This window comes from Streptomyces sp. GQ60 (genome assembly GCF_059758875.1).
Genome location: NZ_JCAXEG010000036.1, coordinates 1 through 21,331, shown reverse-complemented (window position 1 = coordinate 21,331; position 21,331 = coordinate 1). Strand labels below are relative to the sequence as shown.

Below are 21,331 nucleotides of genomic sequence, written 5' to 3'. Positions count from 1 at the left end.
GGGTGTCGGTGTCGGGGTCGACGTGGGCGTGGGCGTGGGGGTCGACGTGGGGGTGGGCGTGGGCGTGGGTGTCGGCGTGCCGCCGCAGCCCGGAGTGGCCTCCGGGGGCAGCGGGACGCGCCAGATCTGGGTGTCGTTCTCCGAGCCGACGAGCAGGCTGGTGCAGTCGAGGTACGTCACCGTCTCGCCCTGTGACTGCGCGGGCAGGGCCACGTCCGCGAGCTTGGTGCCCGCGGTGTCGTACACGGAGGCCGTGTTGGCCCCCATCGGGCCGCCGCTGCGCAGGGTGTACGAGACCCCCGACGGGGAGAACGCACCGTCGGTGGCGAAGACCGGGCCCGGCCGGACGGCGGTCAGGGTGCCCAGTTGCCCGGGCGTCGGAGGCAGCGGGGCCTGGTACAACTGGCCTGCCGTTCCGATGAGTTTGCTCGCGACGTGGATCCGGCCGGTGACGGGATCGGCGAGCAGGGATTCGGCGTCGTGCTTCCCGTCGGCGTAGGCGAACCGGTACGTCACGGGGGTCACCGAGGCGTTGGCGAGCTGGTCGGGCTCGGCGAAGGAGTGCACGGTGATCTCGGCGCGGCTGCTGAAGTTGTCGCCGATGTCGCCGACCAGGATCGCGGGGCGGCCCGCGGAGTCCTTGCCGACGGCCAGTCCCTCCCAGTCGGTGTTGGTGACCCCGGAGACCGTGTACGTGGCCTTGAGCAGGCCGGTGGCGCCGCTGCAGTCGATGGCGAAGACCTGGTTGGTGTTCCCGCTGTCGTTGACGGCGTAGAAGACGCCGGGGTGTTTGCGGCTCATGGCGAGCCCGCTGATCTCGGCCATGCCTCCGGGGAGGGTGCACTGGCGCTCGGGAGCCGCGGCGGCGCCGGCCAGGGCTGCGGTCGCGGGGAGCGCGGTGGCGGCGCCGGCGGGCCCGGCGGCGGGTCCGGTCAGCCAGGCCGCGGCCGGCAGGACCGTGGCGAGAGCCGCGGTGGCGAGGGCTGCTGCCCGCGGGGGTGTGAGGAGTAGTCGTGACATGCCCACCATGTGAGGGGGTGTCAGGTTCCGGCGCCAGGGTCAATCGCCGCCTGTTTGAGCATCGTTCAATGCCGCGCGGGCATGTCCGGCCGCCGGGCGGGACCCTTCGGCCGGCCCACCCGGGACGCACGGCCCACCCGGGACGCACGGCGCGCGCGGATCGGGCGGTCACCGGGAGGGCTCGCGCATGGGTGCCTTGTGCCGGGCGTGCGCGATGAAGGCGCGGGCCGCGCGGCTCAGTGGCCGCCGGGCGTGCGCGATGCCCACCGGGCGCAGCAGGGGCGGGGTGAAGGAACGTATCTCCGCCCTGCTGCCGAAGGCCCGCGCGACCACGTCGCGGTACCAGATGAGGGAGCCGCGACCGTCGGTCACCCCCGTCACCCAGCCGAGGCGTTCGTCCACCTCCAGGCAGGGCACCGGGCGCACGCCCAGGCAGCTGAACATGGCCTCCATCTCGGTACGCCGGCCGGTCCCGGGGGTGGGCAGCACCATGGGCAGCCCGTCGAGCGCGCGGAACGGCAACGGGTCGGGCAGCGCGGACCCGACGGGGGAGATGAGCACCACCTCGCGCTCCTGGATGTGGTGGGTGGAGAGCTCCTTGTCGAGGGGGAGATCCACGAGCGCCAACTCGGCCCGGCCCTGCGTCAGTTCCTGCACCACGGCCTCGCGGCTGTCGTACTGGTGGAGTCGGACGTCGAGACCGGGGTGCCGTTCCGTGAAGGTGTGTACCAGCTCGGAGGCCAGATCGAGGGCCAGGGTGGGGGTGGTGACCATGGACAGGGCGGCCCTGGCGCCCAGTCCGTGGGGAGTGCCGATGTCGTCGATGGCCTCCACCGCGTCGAGCACGGTACGGGCCAGCCGGACGACCCGGGCCCCTTCCGGTGTGAGGTCCACCCCCCTTCCCCGGCGGGCGAGGAGATCGACGCCGAGGTCGCGCTCCATGGCCTGGACGGCACGGGACAGGGCGGACTGGGCGACGAAGACGGCGGCCGCCGCGCCGGTGATGGAACGGCAGTCGGCGACGGCGACGAGGTAGCGGAGCTGGGCGAGGGTGGGGGTCATGACCGGACGGTAACCGGGCGAGCGTGTACCTGTAAGACTGCGTCGGGTGAACAACCGTCAAGCTTCGCAAAGGTGTTCATGCCGGACCGGTGACAACCCATACCCATGCGGCATGAGCCCGAGCGGCTGCGGTCCACTGACCGGTGGGCCGAGGGCGGGCCGCCCGGACGCAACGCCGCAGGCCATGGCCTCGTAGGGGACGCGCCGACGGTGTGGCCGGGGGGCCGTCCGGGTCGGTGGGGCCCGTCCTCGGTGCGAAGTGAACGGCTCCGGATGACCGTTGACAGTGCGGGGCCGCCACCGCACGATGCATCCCGGCACCAGGGAATTTGACCACCGCTCAACCCTGCCCCCGCCGGTTCGCCATCACCCGGCCGTTTCGCGCGCCGCCCGCCTCGAATTCACCAGGAGGAGGGCGGTTCGTCCACCGTCTTTCCCTTTCCCGCTTCTTCCCCCGTCTTCCGTCCCGCACTGCGCCATGTCACACAGCACTGGAAGAGGAGCGTCCGTGTCCCCCCAGCCCGAGCCGTCCCCCCAGCCCCCGCGTGCCCTACCGCCCCGGCAGCACCCGTCGGCTCCACGGACCGGGCGGCTCCGCGCCACCGACCGCGACCTCGTCGTCGCGGTCAGCCCGTTCGAGGAGCCCAACCCGCGGATCGTCACCGCGGCCGAGCGCGCCGGCGCCCTGGGTCTGCTCGACCTCGGCCGGGACGCCGGCTCCGCGCGGTGCGCGATGGCCGAGATCGCCCGCCGCCTGGGAGCCGGCCGCTACGGGATACGGGTGCCCGCGGGCTGCCCGATCGGTCCCGGGGAGCTGCCGGCCGCAGTGGACACGGTGCTGCTCGCCGACCCCGCGCGCCACACCCCGGACGAGGTGGCCGGCTGGGCGGCCGCCTCCGGGCGGCCGAGGGTGTGGGCCGAGATCACCGATCCGGCACAGGCCGTGGCCGCGGCGGCCGCCGGGGTGGAGGCGCTCGTGGCCAAGGGGCACGAGGCGGGCGGCCGGGTGGGCGGGACCACCACCTTCGTGCTCCTCCAACAGCTGCTCGCCGAGCCCGCGTTCGGGCTGCCCGTACGGGCGTACGGCGGAATCGGGCCGCACACGGCGGCCGCGGCCGTCGCGGGCGGAGCCGCAGGGGTGCTGGTCGACGTACAACTGGCCCTCACGCCCGAGGGAGAGGCCGGGCTGCCCGCCGAAGTGGCCGCGGCCGTACGGGCCATGGACGGATCCGAGACCAGGATCCTGCGGGACCACCGGGTCTACGCACGCCCCGACCTGACCCCGCCGCAGGGGCCGGTCGCCACCCTGCTGGGCGCCCGGGACCTGCGCACGCAGCTGCTCCCGATCGGGCAGGACGGGGCCTCGGCGGCCCGGCTGGCCGCCCGCTACCGGACGGCCGGAGGCATCCTCCGGGGCATCCGGTCGGCCGTCGCCGGGCATCTGGCGGCCGTCGTACGGGCCCGGCCGCTGGGGGGCGGCCACGGCCCGGGCCGACCGTTCCCGGTGGCGCAGGGGCCGATGACCCGGGTCAGCGACCAGGCGGCCTTCGCCGAGGCGGTGGCCGCCGGGGGCGGGGTCCCCTACCTGGCGCTCGCGGTCATGGCGGGGCCGCAGGTGCGCCGGCTCCTCGCCGAGACCGCCGAGCGGCTCGGGGAGCGGCCCTGGGGCGTGGGGATGCTCGGCTTCGCCCCGGCCGAACTGCGGGCCGAGCAGCTGGCGGCCGTCGCCGAGGTGCGTCCGCCGTACGCGATCATCGCGGGCGGCACCCCGGGGCAGGCGGCCCCGCTGGAGGCCGCCGGGACCCGGGCACATCTCCACGTGCCCTCGCCCGGCCTGCTGGAGCGGTATCTCGCCGACGGGGCGCGGCGGTTCGTGTTCGAGGGGCTGGAATGCGGGGGCCACGTGGGGCCGCGCGCCTCGTTCCCGCTGTGGGAGGAGCAGATCGAGCTGCTGCTGTCCTGCCCCGAACCGGCCGCGCTGGACGTGCTGTTCGCCGGCGGGATCCACGACGCCCGCTCCGCCGCGATGGCCGCCGCCGCGGCGGCTCCGCTCGCCGAACGCGGTGCGCGCATCGGGGTGCTCATGGGCACCGCGTACCTGTTCACCGAGGAGGCGGTGGCGGCGGGCGCGGTCCGGCCCCGCTTCCAGCGGGCGGCGCTGGAGTGCGCCGACACCGTACTGCTGCACACCGCGCCCGGGCACGCCACGCGCTGCGCGGTCACCCCGTACGTGGACACCTTCGAGGCCACCCGGCAACGGCTCGCGGAGGGTGGCGCCGAGCCGCGCGAGGTGTGGGAGGAGCTGGAGCGGCTCAACCTGGGAAGGCTCCGGATCGCCAGCAAGGGACTGCGACGCGGTGCCGCCGGCTCCGGTCTGGAGCCCGTGGACGAGGAACACCAGCTCGCCGAGGGGCTGTTCATGCTCGGCCAGGCCGCCACTCTGCGCTCCGGGACCACCACCATCGCCGCCCTGCACGCCGAGGTCACCGAGGGGGCGACCGAACTGCTCCGGCATCGGGCCCAGGAGCTCGCCGGTCCGGAGCCCGAGGGTGACGCTGCGGCCGCCGCGGGCGCCACCCGGCCCGAGCCGCTGGACGTGGCCGTCGTCGGCATGGCCTGCGCCTACCCCGGCGCGCCGGACCTCGCCGCCTACTGGGCCCGCATCCTGGCCGGGCTCGACGCCGTGACCGAGGTGCCGGCCGAACGCTGGGACCCGGCCCTCCACTTCGACCCCGACCCGGCGCGGGCCGGCGAACGCACCCCGTCCCGCTGGGGCGGCTTCCTCGGCCCGATGCCCTTCGACGCCCTCGCGTACGGCATCCCGCCCGCCTCCCTGGCCGGGATCGAACCGGTGCAACTGCTCGCCCTGGAGATCTCGGCACGGGCCCTGGCGGACGCCGGGTACGGCAAGGACCGGGAGTTCGACCGGTCCCGGACCTCGGTCGTGTTCGGCGCGGAAGCCGGGACCGAGCTGGCGGGCGCGTACGGGCTGCGCGCGCTGTACCCCGGATACCTGGGCGAACTCCCGCCCGAGCTGGACGAACACCTCCCGCGGCTCACCGAGGACTCGTTCCCCGGTGTACTCGCCAACGTCATCGCGGGCCGGGTCGCCAACCGGCTGGACCTCGGAGGCGCGAACTGCACGGTCGACGCCGCCTGCGCCTCCTCGCTGGCCGCACTCGACCTCGCCTGTCGCCAACTGCGGGACAACGACAGCGACATGGTGCTGTGCGGAGGCGCCGACGTCCACAACGGCATCAACGACTACCTGCTGTTCTCCTCCGTCCGCGCCCTCTCCCCGGGCGGCCGCTGCCGCCCCTTCGACGCGGCCGCCGACGGGATCGCCCTCGGGGAGGGGGTGGGGGCGCTCGTACTGAAGCGGCTCGCGGACGCGGAGCGGGACGGCGACCGGGTGTACGCCGTGATCAAGGCGGTCGGAGCCGCCAGCGACGGACGCTCCCTCGGCCTGACCGCGCCCCGGCCGGAGGGGCAGCGCAGGGCCCTGGACCGGGCCTACGCGCGGGCCGGGATCAGCCCCGGCGAGGTCGGCCTGATCGAGGCGCACGGCACCGGCACCATGGTCGGCGACACCACCGAACTGGCCGTACTGACCGAGCTGTTCACCGAGTCGGGCGCCGCTCCCGGAGCCTGCGCGCTGGGTTCGGTCAAATCGCAGATCGGGCACACCAAGTGCGCGGCCGGGCTGGCCGGACTGATCAAGGCGATCCGGGCGGTCCACTCGGGCGTGCGCCCGCCGACCCTGCACCTCGACGCACCGGTCCCGGCCTGGAACGCGGAGACCAGCCCCTTCTCCTTCGACACCGCAGCCCGGCCGTGGCCGGCGCCCGCGGAGCGGCGGATCGCGGGGGTGAGCGCCTTCGGGTTCGGCGGCACGAACTACCACGCGGTGCTGACCGGTTACGCCGGAGCCGAGGAGCCCCGGCACGGACTGGAGGAATGGCCGGCCGAGCTGTTCTGCTTCCGCGGCGAGGACCGGCGGGCGGCGGGGCGGGCGATGGCCCGGCTGGCGGCCAGGCTGGAGGAGAACGATGCGGCCGGGCGGCCGTGGGCGCTGCGGGACCTCGCCGCCGAGGCGGCCGCCGGGACGGGTGCGGTACGGGTCGCGGTCGTGGCCGCCGACCTGGACGAGCTGGCGGCCCGGCTGGAGCGGGCGCGGGCCTTCACCCCCGGCGCGGGGGTCCACGTACGGGAGGAATCGGCGACGCCCGGACAGGTGGCCTTCCTCTTCCCCGGTCAGGGTAGCCAACGCCCTGGCATGTTGGGCGAGTTGTTCACCGCCTTTCCCCTGATGCGGGAGCTGTTGGACCCTGCGCCGAGCGTGGTGGTCTCCGCGATGTTCCCCCCGGCCGCCTTCACCGCGCAGGGGCGGACCGCCCAGCGGGCCGCGGTCACCGACACCCGGGTGGCCCAGCCGGCCCTCGGGCTGGCGGGCTCGGCGGCGCACCTGCTGCTGGGAGAGCTGGGCGTACGGCCGGACTGCGTGGCCGGGCACTCGTACGGCGAGCTCACCGCACTGTGGGCGGCGGGGGTGTGGGACCAGGAGAGCCTGCTGCGGCTGAGCGCGCGCCGGGCCGAGGCCATCCTCGCGGCCGCCGGCACGGACCCGGGGTCGATGGCGGCGGTGACCGCCGCACCGGAGGAGGTGCGGGAGATCGCCGCACGGGCCGGGTGCGTGGTCGCGAACCACAACGCACCCCGCCAGTGCGTGATTTCGGGGCCTTCCGCCGCCGTGTCCGAGGCGGTGGCCGCCCTACGGGAGGCGGGCCTGACGGCGACCCCGCTCCCCGTGGCCTGCGCGTTCCACAGCGAGGTCGTCGCGGGTGCGGCCACGTCCCTGGCCGAGGAGCTCGCCGGGACGGAACTGGCCGACGCCACCGTCCCGGTGTGGTCGAACACGACGGCCGGCCCGTACCCGGCGACCGCCGATGCGGTACGAGACCTGGTGGCGCGTCAGGTCGCCGAGCCGGTCCGGTTCGTGGAGCAGGTCGAGCACATGTACGCGGCCGGCGTGCGGACCTTCGTGGAAGCCGGGCCGGGCCGCGTCCTCTCCGGCCTGGTCGGCCGCATCCTGCGCGACCGGCCGCACACGGTGGTGCCGCTGGACGTACCGGGAGAGCACGGGCTGCTCCGCCTGGTCACGGCCCTGGCCGAACTGGCCGCGGCGGGCGTGCCGGTGGCGCCGGAAGCCCTGTTCCGCGGCCGCACCTCCCGGCTCCCCGAGCGCGCTCCGCGCCGCCCGGGCTGGCTGGTGGACGGCCACCTGGTCCGCACCCGGGACGGCAGCCCCGTCCCCGGCGGCCTCCGCCCGGCCCGCCGGGTCCACGTCGCGGTATCCGAAGGAAAGGGAGCCCATCACATGACGCAGCCGACGAACGGCACCGGCACGGCGGGGGGTCGCACCCCTCTGACGGCCCGTGCGAACGGGGGCTCCGACCCGCTGGGGATCCACGCGAACGGCGGCGGCGACCGGCTGGGGGCCCACCCGAACGGCGGCCCCGGCCCCGGCAGCCTGCCGACTCCTGCCGCGGGCGGGCACTGGCTGCCGGCCGGCAGCCCGGCCGGAACCGACCCGGCCGGGCGCCCCGCCCGGCAGGAGGCCCCGGCGAGCGGCCGCGAGGACGGTCGCCTCGCGAGCAACGGGCACGGCACCGCCCCTGCCCCGGCCCCGGCCGACCGTCGCGAGGAAGTCGTCCTGGAGTACCTGCGTGGCTCGCGCGAACTGGTACAGGCGCAGCGGGACGTCATGACCGGCTACCTGGCGTCGGCGGCGACGTCCGCGGCGACGGCGGCGACGGCACCGACCTGGGCCGGCCCGGACCCGGCCCCGCCCAGGGGCCTCGCCGTCACCGGGCCGGCCCTCGCGATCCCGGAAGGCGCGGCGGGCGCCCCGGGGATGCTCCGGAACGCAGTTCCGGTTGCGCTCCGGGCCGAGTACCGGCCGGACGGCCGAAGCCCGTCCGGGGGCGCCGATGGCGCCTGGTCCGGGGCATACGGCGAGGCCCCGGGGGGTGCGGAACACGGTGTCGGAGGGGCCGGCTCGTGGCCGACGGCCCCCAGTGTGGAGGCGCTGGACGGTGCGGCCCCGGGCAACGGGATGCCCGGCGGCGTGACCGCGGGCTACGGGATGCCCGGCGGTGTGGCCGCGGGGGCCGGGTTCTCCGGCGGCGCCGCCCTGGGGGGTGGGATGCCCGGTGGTCTGATTTCCGGTTCGGGGATGCCCGGCGGCAGCGAGGCTCCGGGATCCGGGATGCCCGGCGATGTGGCCCCGGGGGGCGGCCTGACCGGGGGGAGCGGCAGCGGGGGCGTCGCCGGCGGCGGGGACGCGGCTCGTGGGGGGCCGCGGTCCGCCGAGGAGGTGATGGACGTGATCGTGGAGATCGTCCACACCCGGACCGGGTACCCGCGGGACATGCTCGCTCCCGAGCTGGACCTGGAGGCGGACCTGTCCATCGACTCCATCAAGCGGGTGGAGATCATCGGCGCCCTCGCCGACCGCATCGGCCTGCCCCAGGATCCCGGCGGCTCCGCCGAGTCCGCGATCGAGGAGCTGTCCCGGATCAAGACCCTGCGCGGCATCGTCGACTGGGTCGCCGGCCACACCGCCCACCCCGAGCCGCCGGCCGCGGCACCGGTGGCCACGGCAGCGGTCACGGCTCCGCCCGCCCTCGACCGCCTCCGGGTGGAACTGCACGCGCTGCCGCCCGCGCCCGGGGACCCCGAGGTCCTACGGGGTCAGAGGGTCGGGGTCGTCGGAGACGGTCAGGGGGTCGGGGCCGCGCTCACCGGCGCCCTGCGGGCACGCGGGGCGGACGTACTGCAACTGGCGGAAGGTGACGCCGGGTTCGACGCCGTCATCGATCTGTCCGCCCTGCGGCCGGGCGCGGTGCCCGTCCTGCCCGAAAGCTTTCCCGGGCTGCGGCGGGCCCTCACCGGCGGGGTGCACCGGCTCCTCCTGGTCACCGCCCGCGGCGAGTCCGCCGGCGCGGGAGTGCACGGCTTCGCCCGCAGCGCCTCCCTCGAATACCCCGGCAGGCTGGTCCGCGCCGTGGAAGTCCACTCCAAGGAGGATCCCGAGCGGATCGCGGAGCAACTCCTCGCCGAGCTGAGCTGCGAACCGGCCCGGCGGGAAGAGCCGACCGCCGCCTCCGCGTCGATCGAGACCCCCGCCGCCCCCGCCTCCGTCGCCTACACCGCCGAGGGCCTACGGGTCACACCCCGGCCGGTACCCGCACCGCTCGTCCCCGGCAACGGGACACCGCCCCTCGACGCGGGCTCGGTGGTCCTGCTCACCGGCGGGGCCCGCGGGATCACCGCCCGGACCGCCCTGGCGCTGGCCCGGGCCACCGGATGCCACGTAGAGCTGATGGGGCGCACGCCTCGACCAGCTGCCGAGGCGGACGAGTTCGGTCACGCCACCGACCGGGTCGCCCTGCGCGCCGCACTGATCGCCACCGGCCTGCGCACCCCCGCGGAGATCGAGGCCGCGGCCTCCCGGATCCTCGCGGAGCGCGAGGTACGGGCCACTCTGGCGGCGCTCGCGACCGTGGCCGCATCCGTCGGCTACCACTGCGCGGACGTCACGGACGAGCGGGCGGTACGAGCCGTCGTGGCCGCCGTACGGGCCCGCCACGGCCGACTCGACGGGATCGTGCACGGAGCCGGAACCCTGAACGACGGCCTGCTCCGCGACAAGCAGCCGGCCGCCTTCGCCGAGGTGTTCACCACGAAGGTGACCGGCGCACGCCACCTCGCGGCCGCGGCGGCCGAGCACGGCGCGGCGCCCGCGCCCCGCTTCCTCGCCCTGTTCGGCAGCGTGGCGGGCGTGTACGGAAATCGGGGGCAGACCGACTACGCCGCCGCCAACGACGCCCTCGACGGGCTCGCGCACGGCTGGGCGGAGAGCTTCCCGGGCCGGGTGCTGTCCGTCGACTGGGGCCCATGGGCCGCGGAGGCGGGCGGGATGGTCAGCCCCGAACTGGCGCGCGCGTACGCCCGCCGGGGCATTCCCCTCATCGACCCGGAGGCGGGCGGCGCCGCGTTCCTCGCCGAACTCGCGCACGGGACCGACGTACAGGTGGTCCTGATGGCGGCCGAAGGAGACGAGGGCGGTGAGCGGCGTGGCTGACCGCCCCCGACAGGGACAGGGACAGGACCGGGGCCAAGGCCGGGGATCCGGGCAGCGGCGGCATCATCGGGGCCCCCGGCCCACCGATGCGGCGATCGTCGGGATGGGCGCCGTGTTCCCGGGTGCCGCGGACCTCGCCGCGTACCGCCGCAACCTCCTGGCGGGTACCGACTGCATAGGCGACGTACCGCCCGGGCGGTGGGACCCCGAGGTGTACTACGACCCGGCCGCCGCGACCGGACCGGTCTCCGGCGACCGGTTCTACTGCCGGCGCGGGGGCTTCGTGGACGGGCTCGCCGCTTTCGACCCGACCCGGTTCGGCATCATGCCGGCCACCGTGGAAGGTGCCGAACCGGACCAGATGCTGGCCCTGCACGCCACGGCCGAGGCCATCGCCGACGCGGGTGGCGAGAGCCGCCTGCCCGCCGACCGCTCGCGGATCGGCGTGGTGCTGGGCCGCGGCGGCTTCATGGGGGTGGCCACCGCCCGGCTCGACCAACGGGTGCGCACCGCACACCAGTTGGCGCAGACCCTGCGGGAACTCGCACCCGAACTCGGAGAGCGGCGGATCGCGGCGGTGCGCTCCGCCTTCCAGGAGGCCCTGGGTCCCGAACGGCCCGACGCCTCGATCGGACTCGTGCCGAGCTTCACGGCAGCCCGGACCGCCAACCGGCTCGACTTCCACGGACCGGCCTACACCCTGGACGCGGCCTGCGCCTCCTCGCTGCTGGCGGTCGACCAGGCGGTGGGACTGCTGGCGGGCGGGCGCTGCGACGTGGTGGTCGCCGGTGCCGTCCACCACTGCCACATCGCCACGCTGTGGAGCGTGTTCACGCAGCTCCGCGCCCTGAGCCCCAGTGAGCGGATCCGGCCGTTCGACCGGCGCGCCGACGGAACCCTGCTGTCCGAGGGCACCGGGGTGGTGCTGCTGAAGCGGCTGGCCGACGCGGAGCGGGACGGCGACCGGATCTACGCGGTGATCCGCGGCACCGGCGTGGCCGGGGACGGCAGGGCGGCGAGCCTGATGAGCCCGCTGGTCGCGGGCCAGGTGCGGGCACTGGAACGGGCCTGGCGGGAGGCGGGTCTCGACCCGCGGGCACCCGGCGCGCTGGGTCTGCTGGAAGCGCACGGCACGGGGACCCCGGTGGGGGACGCCGCCGAACTGGACACCTTGGCGCAGGTGTTCGGCCCGTACGATGCCGGGGACGCTATCGGCTTCGGCTCGGTGAAGTCGATGCTCGGCCACACCATGCAGGCCTCCGGCATGGCCGGGCTGATCAAGGCCGCACTCGCGGTGCACGAGGGAGTGCTGCCGCCGACCCTGCACCTCGAGGAGCCGCACCCCGGCCTGGCCCGGACCCGGATGCGGCCGGTGACCGAGGCCCTGCCGTGGGAACGCGGGCCGGCGCCGCGCCGGGCCGGGGTGAACGCCTTCGGCTTCGGCGGCATCAACGCCCACGTGGTGCTGGAGGAGGCACCCGGCGCCGCACGGCGGCCCGCCCCCTCGGGACGGGTCGCCTCCTCGGGACGGGGCGTGCCCGCGCGACCGGCCCCGCCCGTACGCCGGTTCCTGCCCCTGGGCGCTCCGGCCGGGCCCGTGGGGACGCCCGCGCGGGAGGAGGTGCTCCTGCTGGCGGCCGCCGAAGCGGCCGAGCTGTCGGACCTCCTGGCATCCGGCTCCCCGGTATCCGGCGGTGACGGGCCCTGCCGGCTCGCCGTCGTCGGTCCCACGCCCCAGCGGCTGGCGCTGGCCGCGAAGGTGGTGGCGCGCGGCCGGGCGTGGCGTGGGCGCGGGGAGGTGTGGTTCACGCCCGAGCCGCTGGGCGGCCGACTGGCCTTCCTCTTCCCGGGTCTGGAACCGGAGTTCGCCCCGGTGCTGGACGACGTGGCGGACCGGCTCGGGCTGGAACGGCCCGGGCTGACCAGGGGCGAGGAGCTGACGGAACGGGCCCTCGACGCCATCGCGACGGGCCGCTTCCTCGCCCGGGCGCTGCCCGAACTCGGCATCCAGGCCGACGTACTGGCGGGCCACAGCCTGGGGGAATGGGCGGCGATGGTGACCGCCGGGATGTACCGGCAGGACGCGGCCGACACCTTCCTGAACTCGCTGCGGCCCGGTTCGGTGAAGGTGCCGGACCTGGTCTACGCGGCGCTGGGATGCGGGACCCGACGGGCGGAGGCCGCGCTGCACGGCCTGGACGGGGTGGTCGTCAGCCACGACAACTGCCCCCACCAGTCCGTCGTCTGCGGGACTCCCGCCGACGTGGCCACCGCCCTCGAACGGCTGAAGGCCGAGGGCGTCCTCGGCCAGGAACTCCCCTTCCGCTCGGGCTTCCACACCCCCATGTGGGAGCCCTACCTCGGACAGGTCCGCGCCGTCTTCGCTCAACTGCCGCTCCAGTCAGGGAACGTACCCATCTGGTCGGCGACCACCTGCGCACCGTTCCCCCCGGAGCCCGAGGAGGTGCGCGCGCTGGTCGTCCGCCATCTGCTGGAACCGGTCCGGTTCCGCGAGCTGACGCTCCGGCTGTACGAGGACGAGGGCGTCCGCGGCTTCGTCACGCTCGGCCCGGGCAGCCTCCCGGGCTTCGTGGAGGACACCCTGCGCGACCGTCCCCACCTTTCGGTGGCGGCCTCCTCGCCCCGGCTCTCCGGCCTGGCCGCCCTGCGGCGCACCTGCGCCGCCCTGTGGACCGAGGGCCACGCCCCGCGCTGGGACCTCCTGGCCCCCGAGGGAACGGAAGCCCCGGACGGGGCCGCAGCCGAACCCCCGGCAGCGCCGGCAGCGCCGGCGGCCCGGCGCGGAGTGCTCCTGGACCTGGGTTCGCCGCTGGTCCGCCTCGGCGAGGCCGCACGCGCCACCCTGACCGGCCTCCTCCCACAGGCCACCGCTCCGACGGCCGCTCCCGTCACCCCGGCCGCCCCCGGCCCACCGACCCCGCCCGCGCCGGTGGCCGCGGAAGCCCGCCCGTTCCTGCTCTCCGCCCTGGACGCGGCCCCCGCCGACGGACGGACCGAGGCACAGACCGAGGCAGAGACCGGGTCGCGTACCGAGGCGCAGACCGAGACCCAGTCCCAGAGCCACACCCTGCGCCTCTCCCTCGCCACGCTGCCCTACGTACGGGACCACTGCGTCTACCTTCAGCCCGACGGCTGGACGGAGGACTCCGACCGGTTCCCCGTCGTCCCCATGACGACGATGCTGGAACTCGCGGCCGAGGCCGCGCTGCGGGACGCACCGCCCGGCCTGGCCGTCATCGGCTACGAGCGGGTACGGGCCCTGCGCTGGCTCCCCGTGGAGCCGGCCCTCGACCTGGAAGTCACCGTACGGCCCGCCGGGCCGGGCCGTGTGCGCGTCGTACTCGGGGAGTACGCCGACGTGTTCGTGCTGCTCGGTGCGCGGTACGAGCCCCTGCCCGGCCCCGATCCCACCCCGCTGCGCGAGCCGCGGCCGGCCCCCGTCAGCGCGGAGGCCCTCTACCGCGACCGGTGGATGTTCCACGGACCCCGCTTCGCCGGGGTCCACGAGGTGCGGTCTATCGGCTCGGACGGCATCCGCGGCGTGCTGCGGGCGCTGCCCGACCCGGGGGCGCTGCTCGACGCGGCCGGGCAGCTCTTCGGGCACTGGATGCAGTTGCGGCTCCCCGTGGACCGGCTGGTGTTCCCGGCCACCGTGGACGGCATCCGCTTCTCCGGCCCCCCGCCCGCCCCGTACGAACTCGTCGGCGCCACGGCCCGGATCCGGGAGGTGCGCGACGTCACCGTGCGCGGCGATGTCGAGCTGCTCCGGGCCGACGGCCGGGTATGGGCCCGGATCGACGGCTGGACGTACCGCCGCTTCGGCGCCGACGAGCGGGTCTGGCCGATGAAGTTCACCCCGGAGGTCTGCGGCATCGGCGAACCGCGCCCCGAGGGCTGGTGCCTGGCCCGTCGCCGCTGGACCGACCCCGCCTCGCAGGAGCTGGTCATGCGCCGCTACCTCGGCGCCGCCGAGCGCGCGGCCTACGAGCGGCTGGCGCCGCGCGCCCGGGCGCCCTGGCTGCTGGGCCGGATCGCCGCCAAGGACGCACTGCGCCACCTCCTCTGGGACGGCGGAGCCGGGCCGGTCTTCCCGGCCGAGGTGCCGATCGGCAACGACGCGGCCGGGCGGCCCCTCGCCGGGGGAGCCCTGGCCGGGGGAGTCCGCCTGACGATCGCCCACAAGGACCGGATCGCGGTCGCGCTCGCCCACCCCGACCGGCCGGTCGGCATCGACGTGGAACAGGTGACCACCGACCCGGACGCGCTCATCCGCGTCGCCCTGGCGCCGGGCGAACTCGCCCTCGCCGAGCGGCTGGCGGCCCGGGAGGGCACCGGACTCCCGGCCGCGCTCACCGCGCTGTGGTGCGCCAAGGAGGCGGCCGCCAAGGCCGCCGGGACCGGACTCGCAGGCCGCCCGCGCGACTGGCGGACCACCGGCGACCCGGGCTCCGGCGAGCTGCGGGTGCTCGCCCCGGACGGGCATCCGTACCCGGTCCGCACCACCCTGCTCGCGGACGCGCCGTTCGACCACCCCGGCCACGTCGTCGCCTGGACCGACCGTCCCGCGACTCCGTCCCCCGTCCCCTCCCACCTCACGGAGACCAGTCATGGCAGCTGACATCCTCGCCGAGATCACCGGCATGCTCGTGGAGATCGTCGGTGACGAGCACCTCCTCGCGGACGAGGTCACGATGAAGACGACGTTCAACGAGGACCTCGCTCTGGAGAGCATCGAGTTCGTCGCCCTCGCCGAACTCCTCCACCACCGCTACGGCGCCGGTGTCGACCTGATGGGCTTCCTGTCCGACAAGGACATGGACGGCATCCTCGCCATGTCCGTGGGCGAACTCGTCACGCACATCGGCCGGATCACCCACGCGTCCCTCACCCGCGCCGCCGCCTCGACCGGATCGGACGGCTGATCCCCGCCATGGCCTTCGTCCCCGCGGGCACCGTCCGCTTCCACGTCCAACAGCTCCCGGCCACCCCGGACACGGCCGGCCCCGACCCCGCCGACCGCCCCGTGGTGGTGTTCCTGCACGGGCTGGTCGTGGACAACCTGTCCTCCTTCTACTGCCCCCTGGCCGTCCCGGTGGCCCGGGCCGGGCACGAGGTGCTCCTCTACGATCTGCGCGGCCACGGCCGTACCGAGCGGCCGGCCACCGGCTACGACAGCCGCACCGCCGTACGGGACCTCTTCGCCCTGCTCGGCGCGCTCGGTCTCGGGCACCGCACGGTGCACCTGGTCGGCAACAGCTACGGCGGCACCCTGGCGCTGCACGCCGCCCTGGCCCGCCCCGACCTGGTCGCCGGACTCACCCTGCTCGAACCCCCGCTCAGCGGGGCCTGGGTGGACAACATGGTGGACACCCTGTCGGCGGCCGCCCTCAGCCTGGAGGACAGCGCGGTGCCCGCCGAGCTGCTCACCCTGCGGCTGCGCAAGGCGGCCAACCTCACGGCCATCGCCGACGAGCTGCTCAACCGCACCACCCTCATCGACGACATCGCGGCGAGCCGCACCTTCACCCCGGCCGACTACGCCGGACTGCGCTGCCCCGTCCTGATCGTCTGCGGCGAGCACTCCGAACTGGTGCCGGGCGCCCTGGAGCTGGCCCGCCACGCCCCGCGCGTCACCGCGGTCGAGATCCTCCCGGGCCTCGGCCACGACGTGCTGAAGGAGAGCAGCGGATCGCTGCGAGCGGCCGTACTCGCCCACCTCGACGCCACGGCCACAGCCACGGCCAAAGCCACAGCCACGGCCACGGCCACGAGCCCGGCCACGGCCACGGCCAGGGCAGGGGCGCTCGCGGCTGCGGCGCCACTGCGGGCGGGAGCGCTGGTCCGATGAGGGTGCTCTTCACGGTGCCGCCGCTCGCGGGGCACGTCAATCCGACGGTGGCGGTCGGCGCCGAACTCGCCGCCCGCGGCCACGAGGTCGCCTGGACCGGCCCGCCCGGGCCGCTGTCCCGGCTGCTGCCCGAGCACGCCAGGATCCTCTCCGCGGGCGCGGAAGCGGGCGGGGACTACGCGTTGCTGCACGCCCGCTGGCGCGATCTGCGCGGGGTCGCAGCGCTGCGGTTCCTCTGGGAAGAGGCGCTGATCCCGCTGGCCAAGGCGATGCTCCCGGGCGTGGTCCGGGCGGTCGGCGCCTTCGAGCCGGACGTGCTGGTCGCCGATCAGCAGGCCCTGGCCGGTCCGGTGGCCGCGCGGCGCCTCGGGATGCCCTGGGTGACCTCCGCCAGCACCTCCGCCGAACTCACCCTCCCCTTCGCGGACTTCCCGAAGGTGGGGGAGTGGGTGGCCGCACAGATCGCCGGACTGCTGGCGGAGTGCGGGTCAGACCCCGATCCGGCCGGAGCGCCGTGGGATCCGCGGTTCTCGGAGCGGCTGGTCCTGGTGTTCTCCAGCCGCGAACTCGTCGGAGGGGACGGTGAGTTCCCGCCGCACTACGCTTTCGTGGGCCCGGCCTTCGGAGCCCGTCCGCCCGCGCCCGGATTCCCCTGGGAGCGCCTGGACCCGGACCGCCGACGGGTGCTCGTGTCGCTGGGCACCCTCAACCAGGAGGCCGGGGGCCGGTTCTACGGGGCGGTGCTGGGCGCCGCCGAACGGCTCGGCCCGGACGTCCAGTTGGTTCTGGCGGCCCCCGCCCCGCTGGTCGGGGCGGTCCCGGGGAACGTCCTGCTGCGCGACCGGGTACCACAGCTCGAGTTGCTGCCGCACCTGGACGCGGTCGTCTGCCACGGCGGCCACAACACCGTCTGCGAGGCCCTCGCGCACGGGCTGCCGCTGGTCGTCGCCCCGATCCGCGACGACCAGCCGATCGTCGCCCGGCAGGTCGTGGAGGCCGGGGCCGGGGTGCGGGTGCGGTTCGGCAGGACCCGGGCCGAGGAACTGCGCGACGCGCTGACGGCCGTACTGGACGAACCCGGCCACCGCCGGGGCGCCCGGCGGATCCAGGCCTCATTCGCCGCGGCGGGCGGGGCCGCCGCCGCGGCCGACCGGTTGGAGGAACTCCTGTGACGCGCTCCCCGCTCCCTTCCCCCGTCCGGATCACCCTGTCCGCCCCCCTGCTCCTGTCCCGCGTCCGGTGGACCTCCGCCCTCCTGCTCGCCGCCCTCGGCGCGGGCACCGTGCGCGCGGCCCGCCGGCTGCGCGCGGTCCCGGTGCTGCCCATGGCCGCGTACGCGGACGCCGGGGTGCCACGCGCCGCCGGCTGGCGGCTGCTCACCGCCCGCGGGGTCGAGGCCGACGCGGCCACCTTCCTCGCCGCCTGCGCGCACGCCGACCGGGAGGGACTGCGGGTCCTGGACCTGCTGCCCGGGGACCTGCCCACCGAGCGGGTGCTCGGCCTGCTGCGCCTGGTCGACCCGGCCGGCTACCGGCAGGACCGGCTCGGCGAAGGACGCGGGGCCGGGTTCGCCGTGCTCGTCGCCGAGGAGGTGCTCGCGCGGGCCGGGATCGACCCGGCGGGCCCGGCCGCCACTCCGGCGGAACTCATGGCGGTGACCCGGCGCGTGAAGGAGTACGCCGCCGATGCCGCGGGACTGGCCATCGCACCCGCTCTGAGCTGCGGACCACCCGCCGACGCGCGCGGACCGGCGCGGGCGGCCGAACTGCGGGCCCAAGGACTCCCGGCCGGGCCGCTCGCCGCCGCACAGCTCGCCGGGCTGGCCCTGCTGGCCGTCGCCGCCGTACGCCAGGGCCGGTGGGGCGCCGCCGCGGCGGGACTGTACTGGCTCCAGCCCTACCTCGCCCTGGGCCTGCCCGGCGCACCCCTGCGCCCGGGCGACCTGGCCCGGGCCACGGTCGCCCGGCCGGTGCGCTCCCTCGGCGCGGCCCTGCGTACGGCCGCCGCGACGACCCGTACGCCGCGACCCGGGGCCGCCGTAGCCACGAACGGCCGGGCCGCCGCAGGGGACGCGGAGCGGGCCGCCGTGCGGGCCGAGACCGTGCGTGCCCAGGCCGTGCAGGCAGAGGCCGTCCGTGCCGAGGCCGCCCAGGCGTACCGGGCCGACCTGGCCGCCGGTACCGACCGCTTCCTCGAACCGCGCCGGCCGGACTGCCCCTGGTGCGGTTCCCTCCAGCTCACCGTCCGGGTCCGGGTACCGGACCTGCTCCAGGGCAAGCCCGGCCGCTTCACCCTGGAACAGTGCGGAGCCTGCCGGCACGTCTTCCAGAACCCCCGACTGTCGCCGGAGGGACTGGAGTTCTACTACCGCGACTTCTACGACGGCCGCGGCGGCGAGGGCGCGGCCACCGTCTTCGGCCGGCTCGGCGCCGCCTACCGGGGCCGCGCCGAAATGCTCCGCCCGCACACCGACCCGGTGTCCTGGCTCGATGTCGGCACCGGTCACGGCCACTTCTGCAACGCGGCCCGCGCCGTCTGGCCCGACACCCGGTTCGACGGCCTGGACATGGGCGACGGGGTCCGCGGGGCCGAGCGGCGCGGCTGGGTGGAGACCGGGCACCAGGGCCAGTTCCCGGAATTCGCGGTGAAACTGGCGGGCCAGTACGACGTGGTCAGCATGTACCACTACCTGGAGCACACCAGGGACCCGCTCACGGAACTGGACACGGCGGCCGCCGTCCTCGCCCCCGGCGGCTACCTCGCCATCGAACTCCCCGACCCCGAGTCCCGGATGGCCCGGCTGCTCGGCCCGGCCTGGCTGCCCTGGTTCCAGCCGCAGCACCAGCACCTGATCCCCTCCTCGAACCTGCGCGAGGCACTCGCCGACCGCGGCTTCACCGTCCTCGCCGAGGAACACGGCCCGGCCCACCAGGGCAACGACTTCTTCGGCGCGGTGGCCCTGACCGCGACCCGGCTGGCCCCCGACCCGGACCGGCCGTGGGCACCCCCGGCCGGCACCGGCCGACGTGCCCTCACCGGCGCGGTACGGCTGGCCTCGCTGCCCTGCTTCGCCGCAGCGGCCGTGCTCGACGGGCTGCGCACCGCCGCGGCCCGGCGCACGGACGGCGGCAACGCCTACCGGATGCTGGCCCGCAAGGACGAACGATGACGGCCCCCGGCGCGCGGACCGGCCGGGGCCCGGCCGCCGCCCAGGCCCTCACCGGAGGCGACCTCGCCCGCCGGGCCACCGCCGACCCGCTCTTCCGCCTGGTCGCCTACGCCCTGGAGGCCGCGCACGGCCGGCCCCCGGCGGCCGTCTGGAGCGTCCCGTACACCTTCCACCTGGGCTCCCCGGGCCTCGTGGCGGCGGCCGGCTGGCCGGTGGCGGCCGCAGCGGCCCCGCGCACGGACGGCCTGGTGCGGCTCAGCTCCCTGGCCCACCCGGCGGACGGCTGCGACCTGCCGCTGGCCCTGTCCGGGCCGCCGCCCGCCACTCCGGCCTGGGCCGCCCGCCCGTACGCGCTGCTGCGCGCACTGGCCAGGGCCGGGTACGGCCGGGGCGGGACCGACCTGCACGTGCAGGGCTCCCTCACTCCGGCCGCCGGGCTGGCCACGGAGGAGGCCGCCGACTGCGCGGTGGCCCTCGCGGTGGCCGACGTCCACACTCCGGCGGGCGAGGACCCGGACCGGGTACGGCTGGCCCGGCTGATGGCGGAGGCGCTGCCGGACGGCGACGACGCCCTGCGCCGGGGCGCCCTCTTCGCCCGGCCGGGCCGGGCCCTGCTGCTCGGCCACGGCCCGCCCCGGCCGGAGCCCCGGCGGCAACGGCAGCGGTACGTGGTCTTCGACCCGGCCGGTTCGGGAGCCCGACTGGTGCTGCTGGCCCTGCGGCCGGACCCCGACGGCACGCGGGACCGTACGGCCGAACTCGCCCGGGCCGTCGGGTGCGCCCGCCGGGCCGGGGCCCTGAGCGCCTGGCCGCCGGGGAGGCGGCCGGGGCGGAGCGTACTGGTCCTGCTGCCCGAGGCCCGGCCGGCGGCGGTGCGGGCGGCGGTCGCGGAGGACTTCCGCGACCGGGGGCTGCCCGTGCCCCGGTTCCTGAACATCACCGTCGCCGGCCCGGCCCGCCGCGAGTCCTGACGCCGGGCCCGGCACCCGGCCGCCCCCGGGCTCGACGCCCGTGGCCTGCCACCGAGCACCACACCACCCGTCACGAGGAGGAACCACCCATGCCCCTCCGTCCCCCGACAACGGCGAGTACGAGCACGAGCGCGACCGCTCGCGCGAGACACCGGGTCCACCGGTCCGCCCTGGTCGCCGGCATCGGCGCCCTCGCCCTGCTGGGCGCCTTCACCATCGCCAACTCCCAGGCCGCCGAGAACATTTCGGCGCCGCCCTCGGCCGCGGCCGCGCTGCCCGCTTACGACCACGTGGTCGTCGTCGTGTACGAGAACAAGCAGTACGGCGAGATCATCGGCAGCGCCAACGCCCCGTACATCAACCAGCTCGCGAGCGGCGGCGCCAGCCTGACCGGCATGAAGGCGCTGACCCACCCCAGCCAGCCGAACTACTTCAACCTCTTCTCCGGCGCCACCCAGGGCATCACCGGGGACGGCTGCTACACCCCCCAGTCGATGACCGCGCCCAACCTCGGCCAGGAGCTGATCGCGGCCGGCAAGACCTTCGCGACGTACAACGAGGACCTGCCGAGCGAGGGTTCCACGGTCTGCACCAACGGCCAGTACGCCCAGAAGCACAACCCGTGGTTCGCCTTCAAGAACGTGCCGCTGAACACCGGGAAGACCTGGGCCCAGTTCCCGCAGGGCAATTTCGCGGCGCTGCCGAACCTTTCGTTCATCGTCCCCAACCAGTGCAACGACATGCACTCCTGCTCGGTCGGCACGGGTGACACCTGGACGAAGAACAACATCGACGCCTACGCGCAGTGGGCGAAGGCCAACAACAGCCTGCTGGTGCTGACCTGGGACGAGGACAACTTCCTCGGCTCCAACCAGATCGCCACCGTGTTCTACGGGGCGAACGTCAAGACGGGCACGTATCCCACGGCCTTCAACCACCACAACCTGCTGCGCACCTTCGAGGACCTGTTCGGCACGACGCACGCCGGGAACGCCGCCAACGTCCAGCCGATCAGCGAGGTGTTCGCCTCCACGAACCCCACGCCGACGCCCACGTCGACGCCCACGTCGACCCCGACCCCGACCCCGACCCCG

The 21,331-nt window shown here is 75.8% G+C and carries 10 protein-coding genes; 8 read left to right on the top strand and 2 right to left on the bottom strand.

Annotated elements, in window-relative coordinates; translation table 11 throughout:
• Both AC6CKD_RS37095 and AC6CKD_RS37090 read right to left on the bottom strand, forming a co-directional pair.
• A partial coding sequence (locus AC6CKD_RS37095; RefSeq protein ID WP_498333707.1) for a hypothetical protein occupies window positions 1-1,020 on the bottom strand: 1,020 nt, incomplete at its 3' end.
• Between the two features lie 168 nt (window positions 1,021-1,188).
• Window positions 1,189-2,082: a LysR family transcriptional regulator gene (locus tag AC6CKD_RS37090; protein ID WP_498333705.1), complete on the bottom strand. Its 894-nt coding sequence runs from the start codon at window positions 2,080-2,082 to the stop codon at window positions 1,189-1,191.
• A gap of 478 nt (window positions 2,083-2,560) precedes the next feature.
• On the opposite strand from AC6CKD_RS37090, the gene AC6CKD_RS37085 reads away from it, so the two are divergent.
• The 8 genes from AC6CKD_RS37085 to AC6CKD_RS37050 form a co-directional block, all read left to right on the top strand.
• A complete protein-coding gene (locus tag AC6CKD_RS37085) occupies window positions 2,561-10,228 on the top strand; it encodes an SDR family NAD(P)-dependent oxidoreductase (RefSeq protein WP_498333704.1) in 7,668 nt (2,555 codons plus the stop codon).
• A gap of 103 nt (window positions 10,229-10,331) precedes the next feature.
• Complete coding sequence (locus AC6CKD_RS37080) at window positions 10,332-14,867, top strand: beta-ketoacyl synthase N-terminal-like domain-containing protein (RefSeq protein ID WP_498333702.1); 4,536 nt, start codon at window positions 10,332-10,334, stop codon at window positions 14,865-14,867.
• The gene (locus AC6CKD_RS37075; protein WP_498333700.1) at window positions 14,857-15,171 is read left to right on the top strand and encodes an acyl carrier protein; all 315 of its coding nucleotides are present in this window, start codon (window positions 14,857-14,859) and stop codon (window positions 15,169-15,171) included. Before AC6CKD_RS37080 ends, AC6CKD_RS37075 begins: the two co-directional genes overlap by 11 nt.
• Before the next feature lie 8 nt (window positions 15,172-15,179).
• Entirely contained in the window at window positions 15,180-16,097 is a 918-nt protein-coding gene (locus tag AC6CKD_RS37070) for an alpha/beta fold hydrolase (protein ID WP_498333699.1), read from the top strand.
• A complete protein-coding gene (locus tag AC6CKD_RS37065) occupies window positions 16,094-17,269 on the top strand; it encodes a glycosyltransferase (RefSeq protein WP_498333697.1) in 1,176 nt (391 codons plus the stop codon). Before AC6CKD_RS37070 ends, AC6CKD_RS37065 begins: the two co-directional genes overlap by 4 nt.
• The gene (locus tag AC6CKD_RS37060; RefSeq protein ID WP_498333695.1) at window positions 17,266-19,266 is read left to right on the top strand and encodes a class I SAM-dependent methyltransferase; all 2,001 of its coding nucleotides are present in this window, start codon (window positions 17,266-17,268) and stop codon (window positions 19,264-19,266) included. Before AC6CKD_RS37065 ends, AC6CKD_RS37060 begins: the two co-directional genes overlap by 4 nt.
• Window positions 19,263-20,237, top strand: a complete 975-nt coding sequence (locus AC6CKD_RS37055; protein ID WP_498333693.1) for a galactokinase — start codon at window positions 19,263-19,265, stop codon at window positions 20,235-20,237. The genes AC6CKD_RS37060 and AC6CKD_RS37055 overlap by 4 nt, the downstream gene beginning before the upstream one ends.
• 89 nt (window positions 20,238-20,326) lie before the next feature.
• The coding region (locus AC6CKD_RS37050; protein WP_498333691.1) for an alkaline phosphatase family protein at window positions 20,327-21,331 on the top strand (1,005 nt) is incomplete at its 3' end.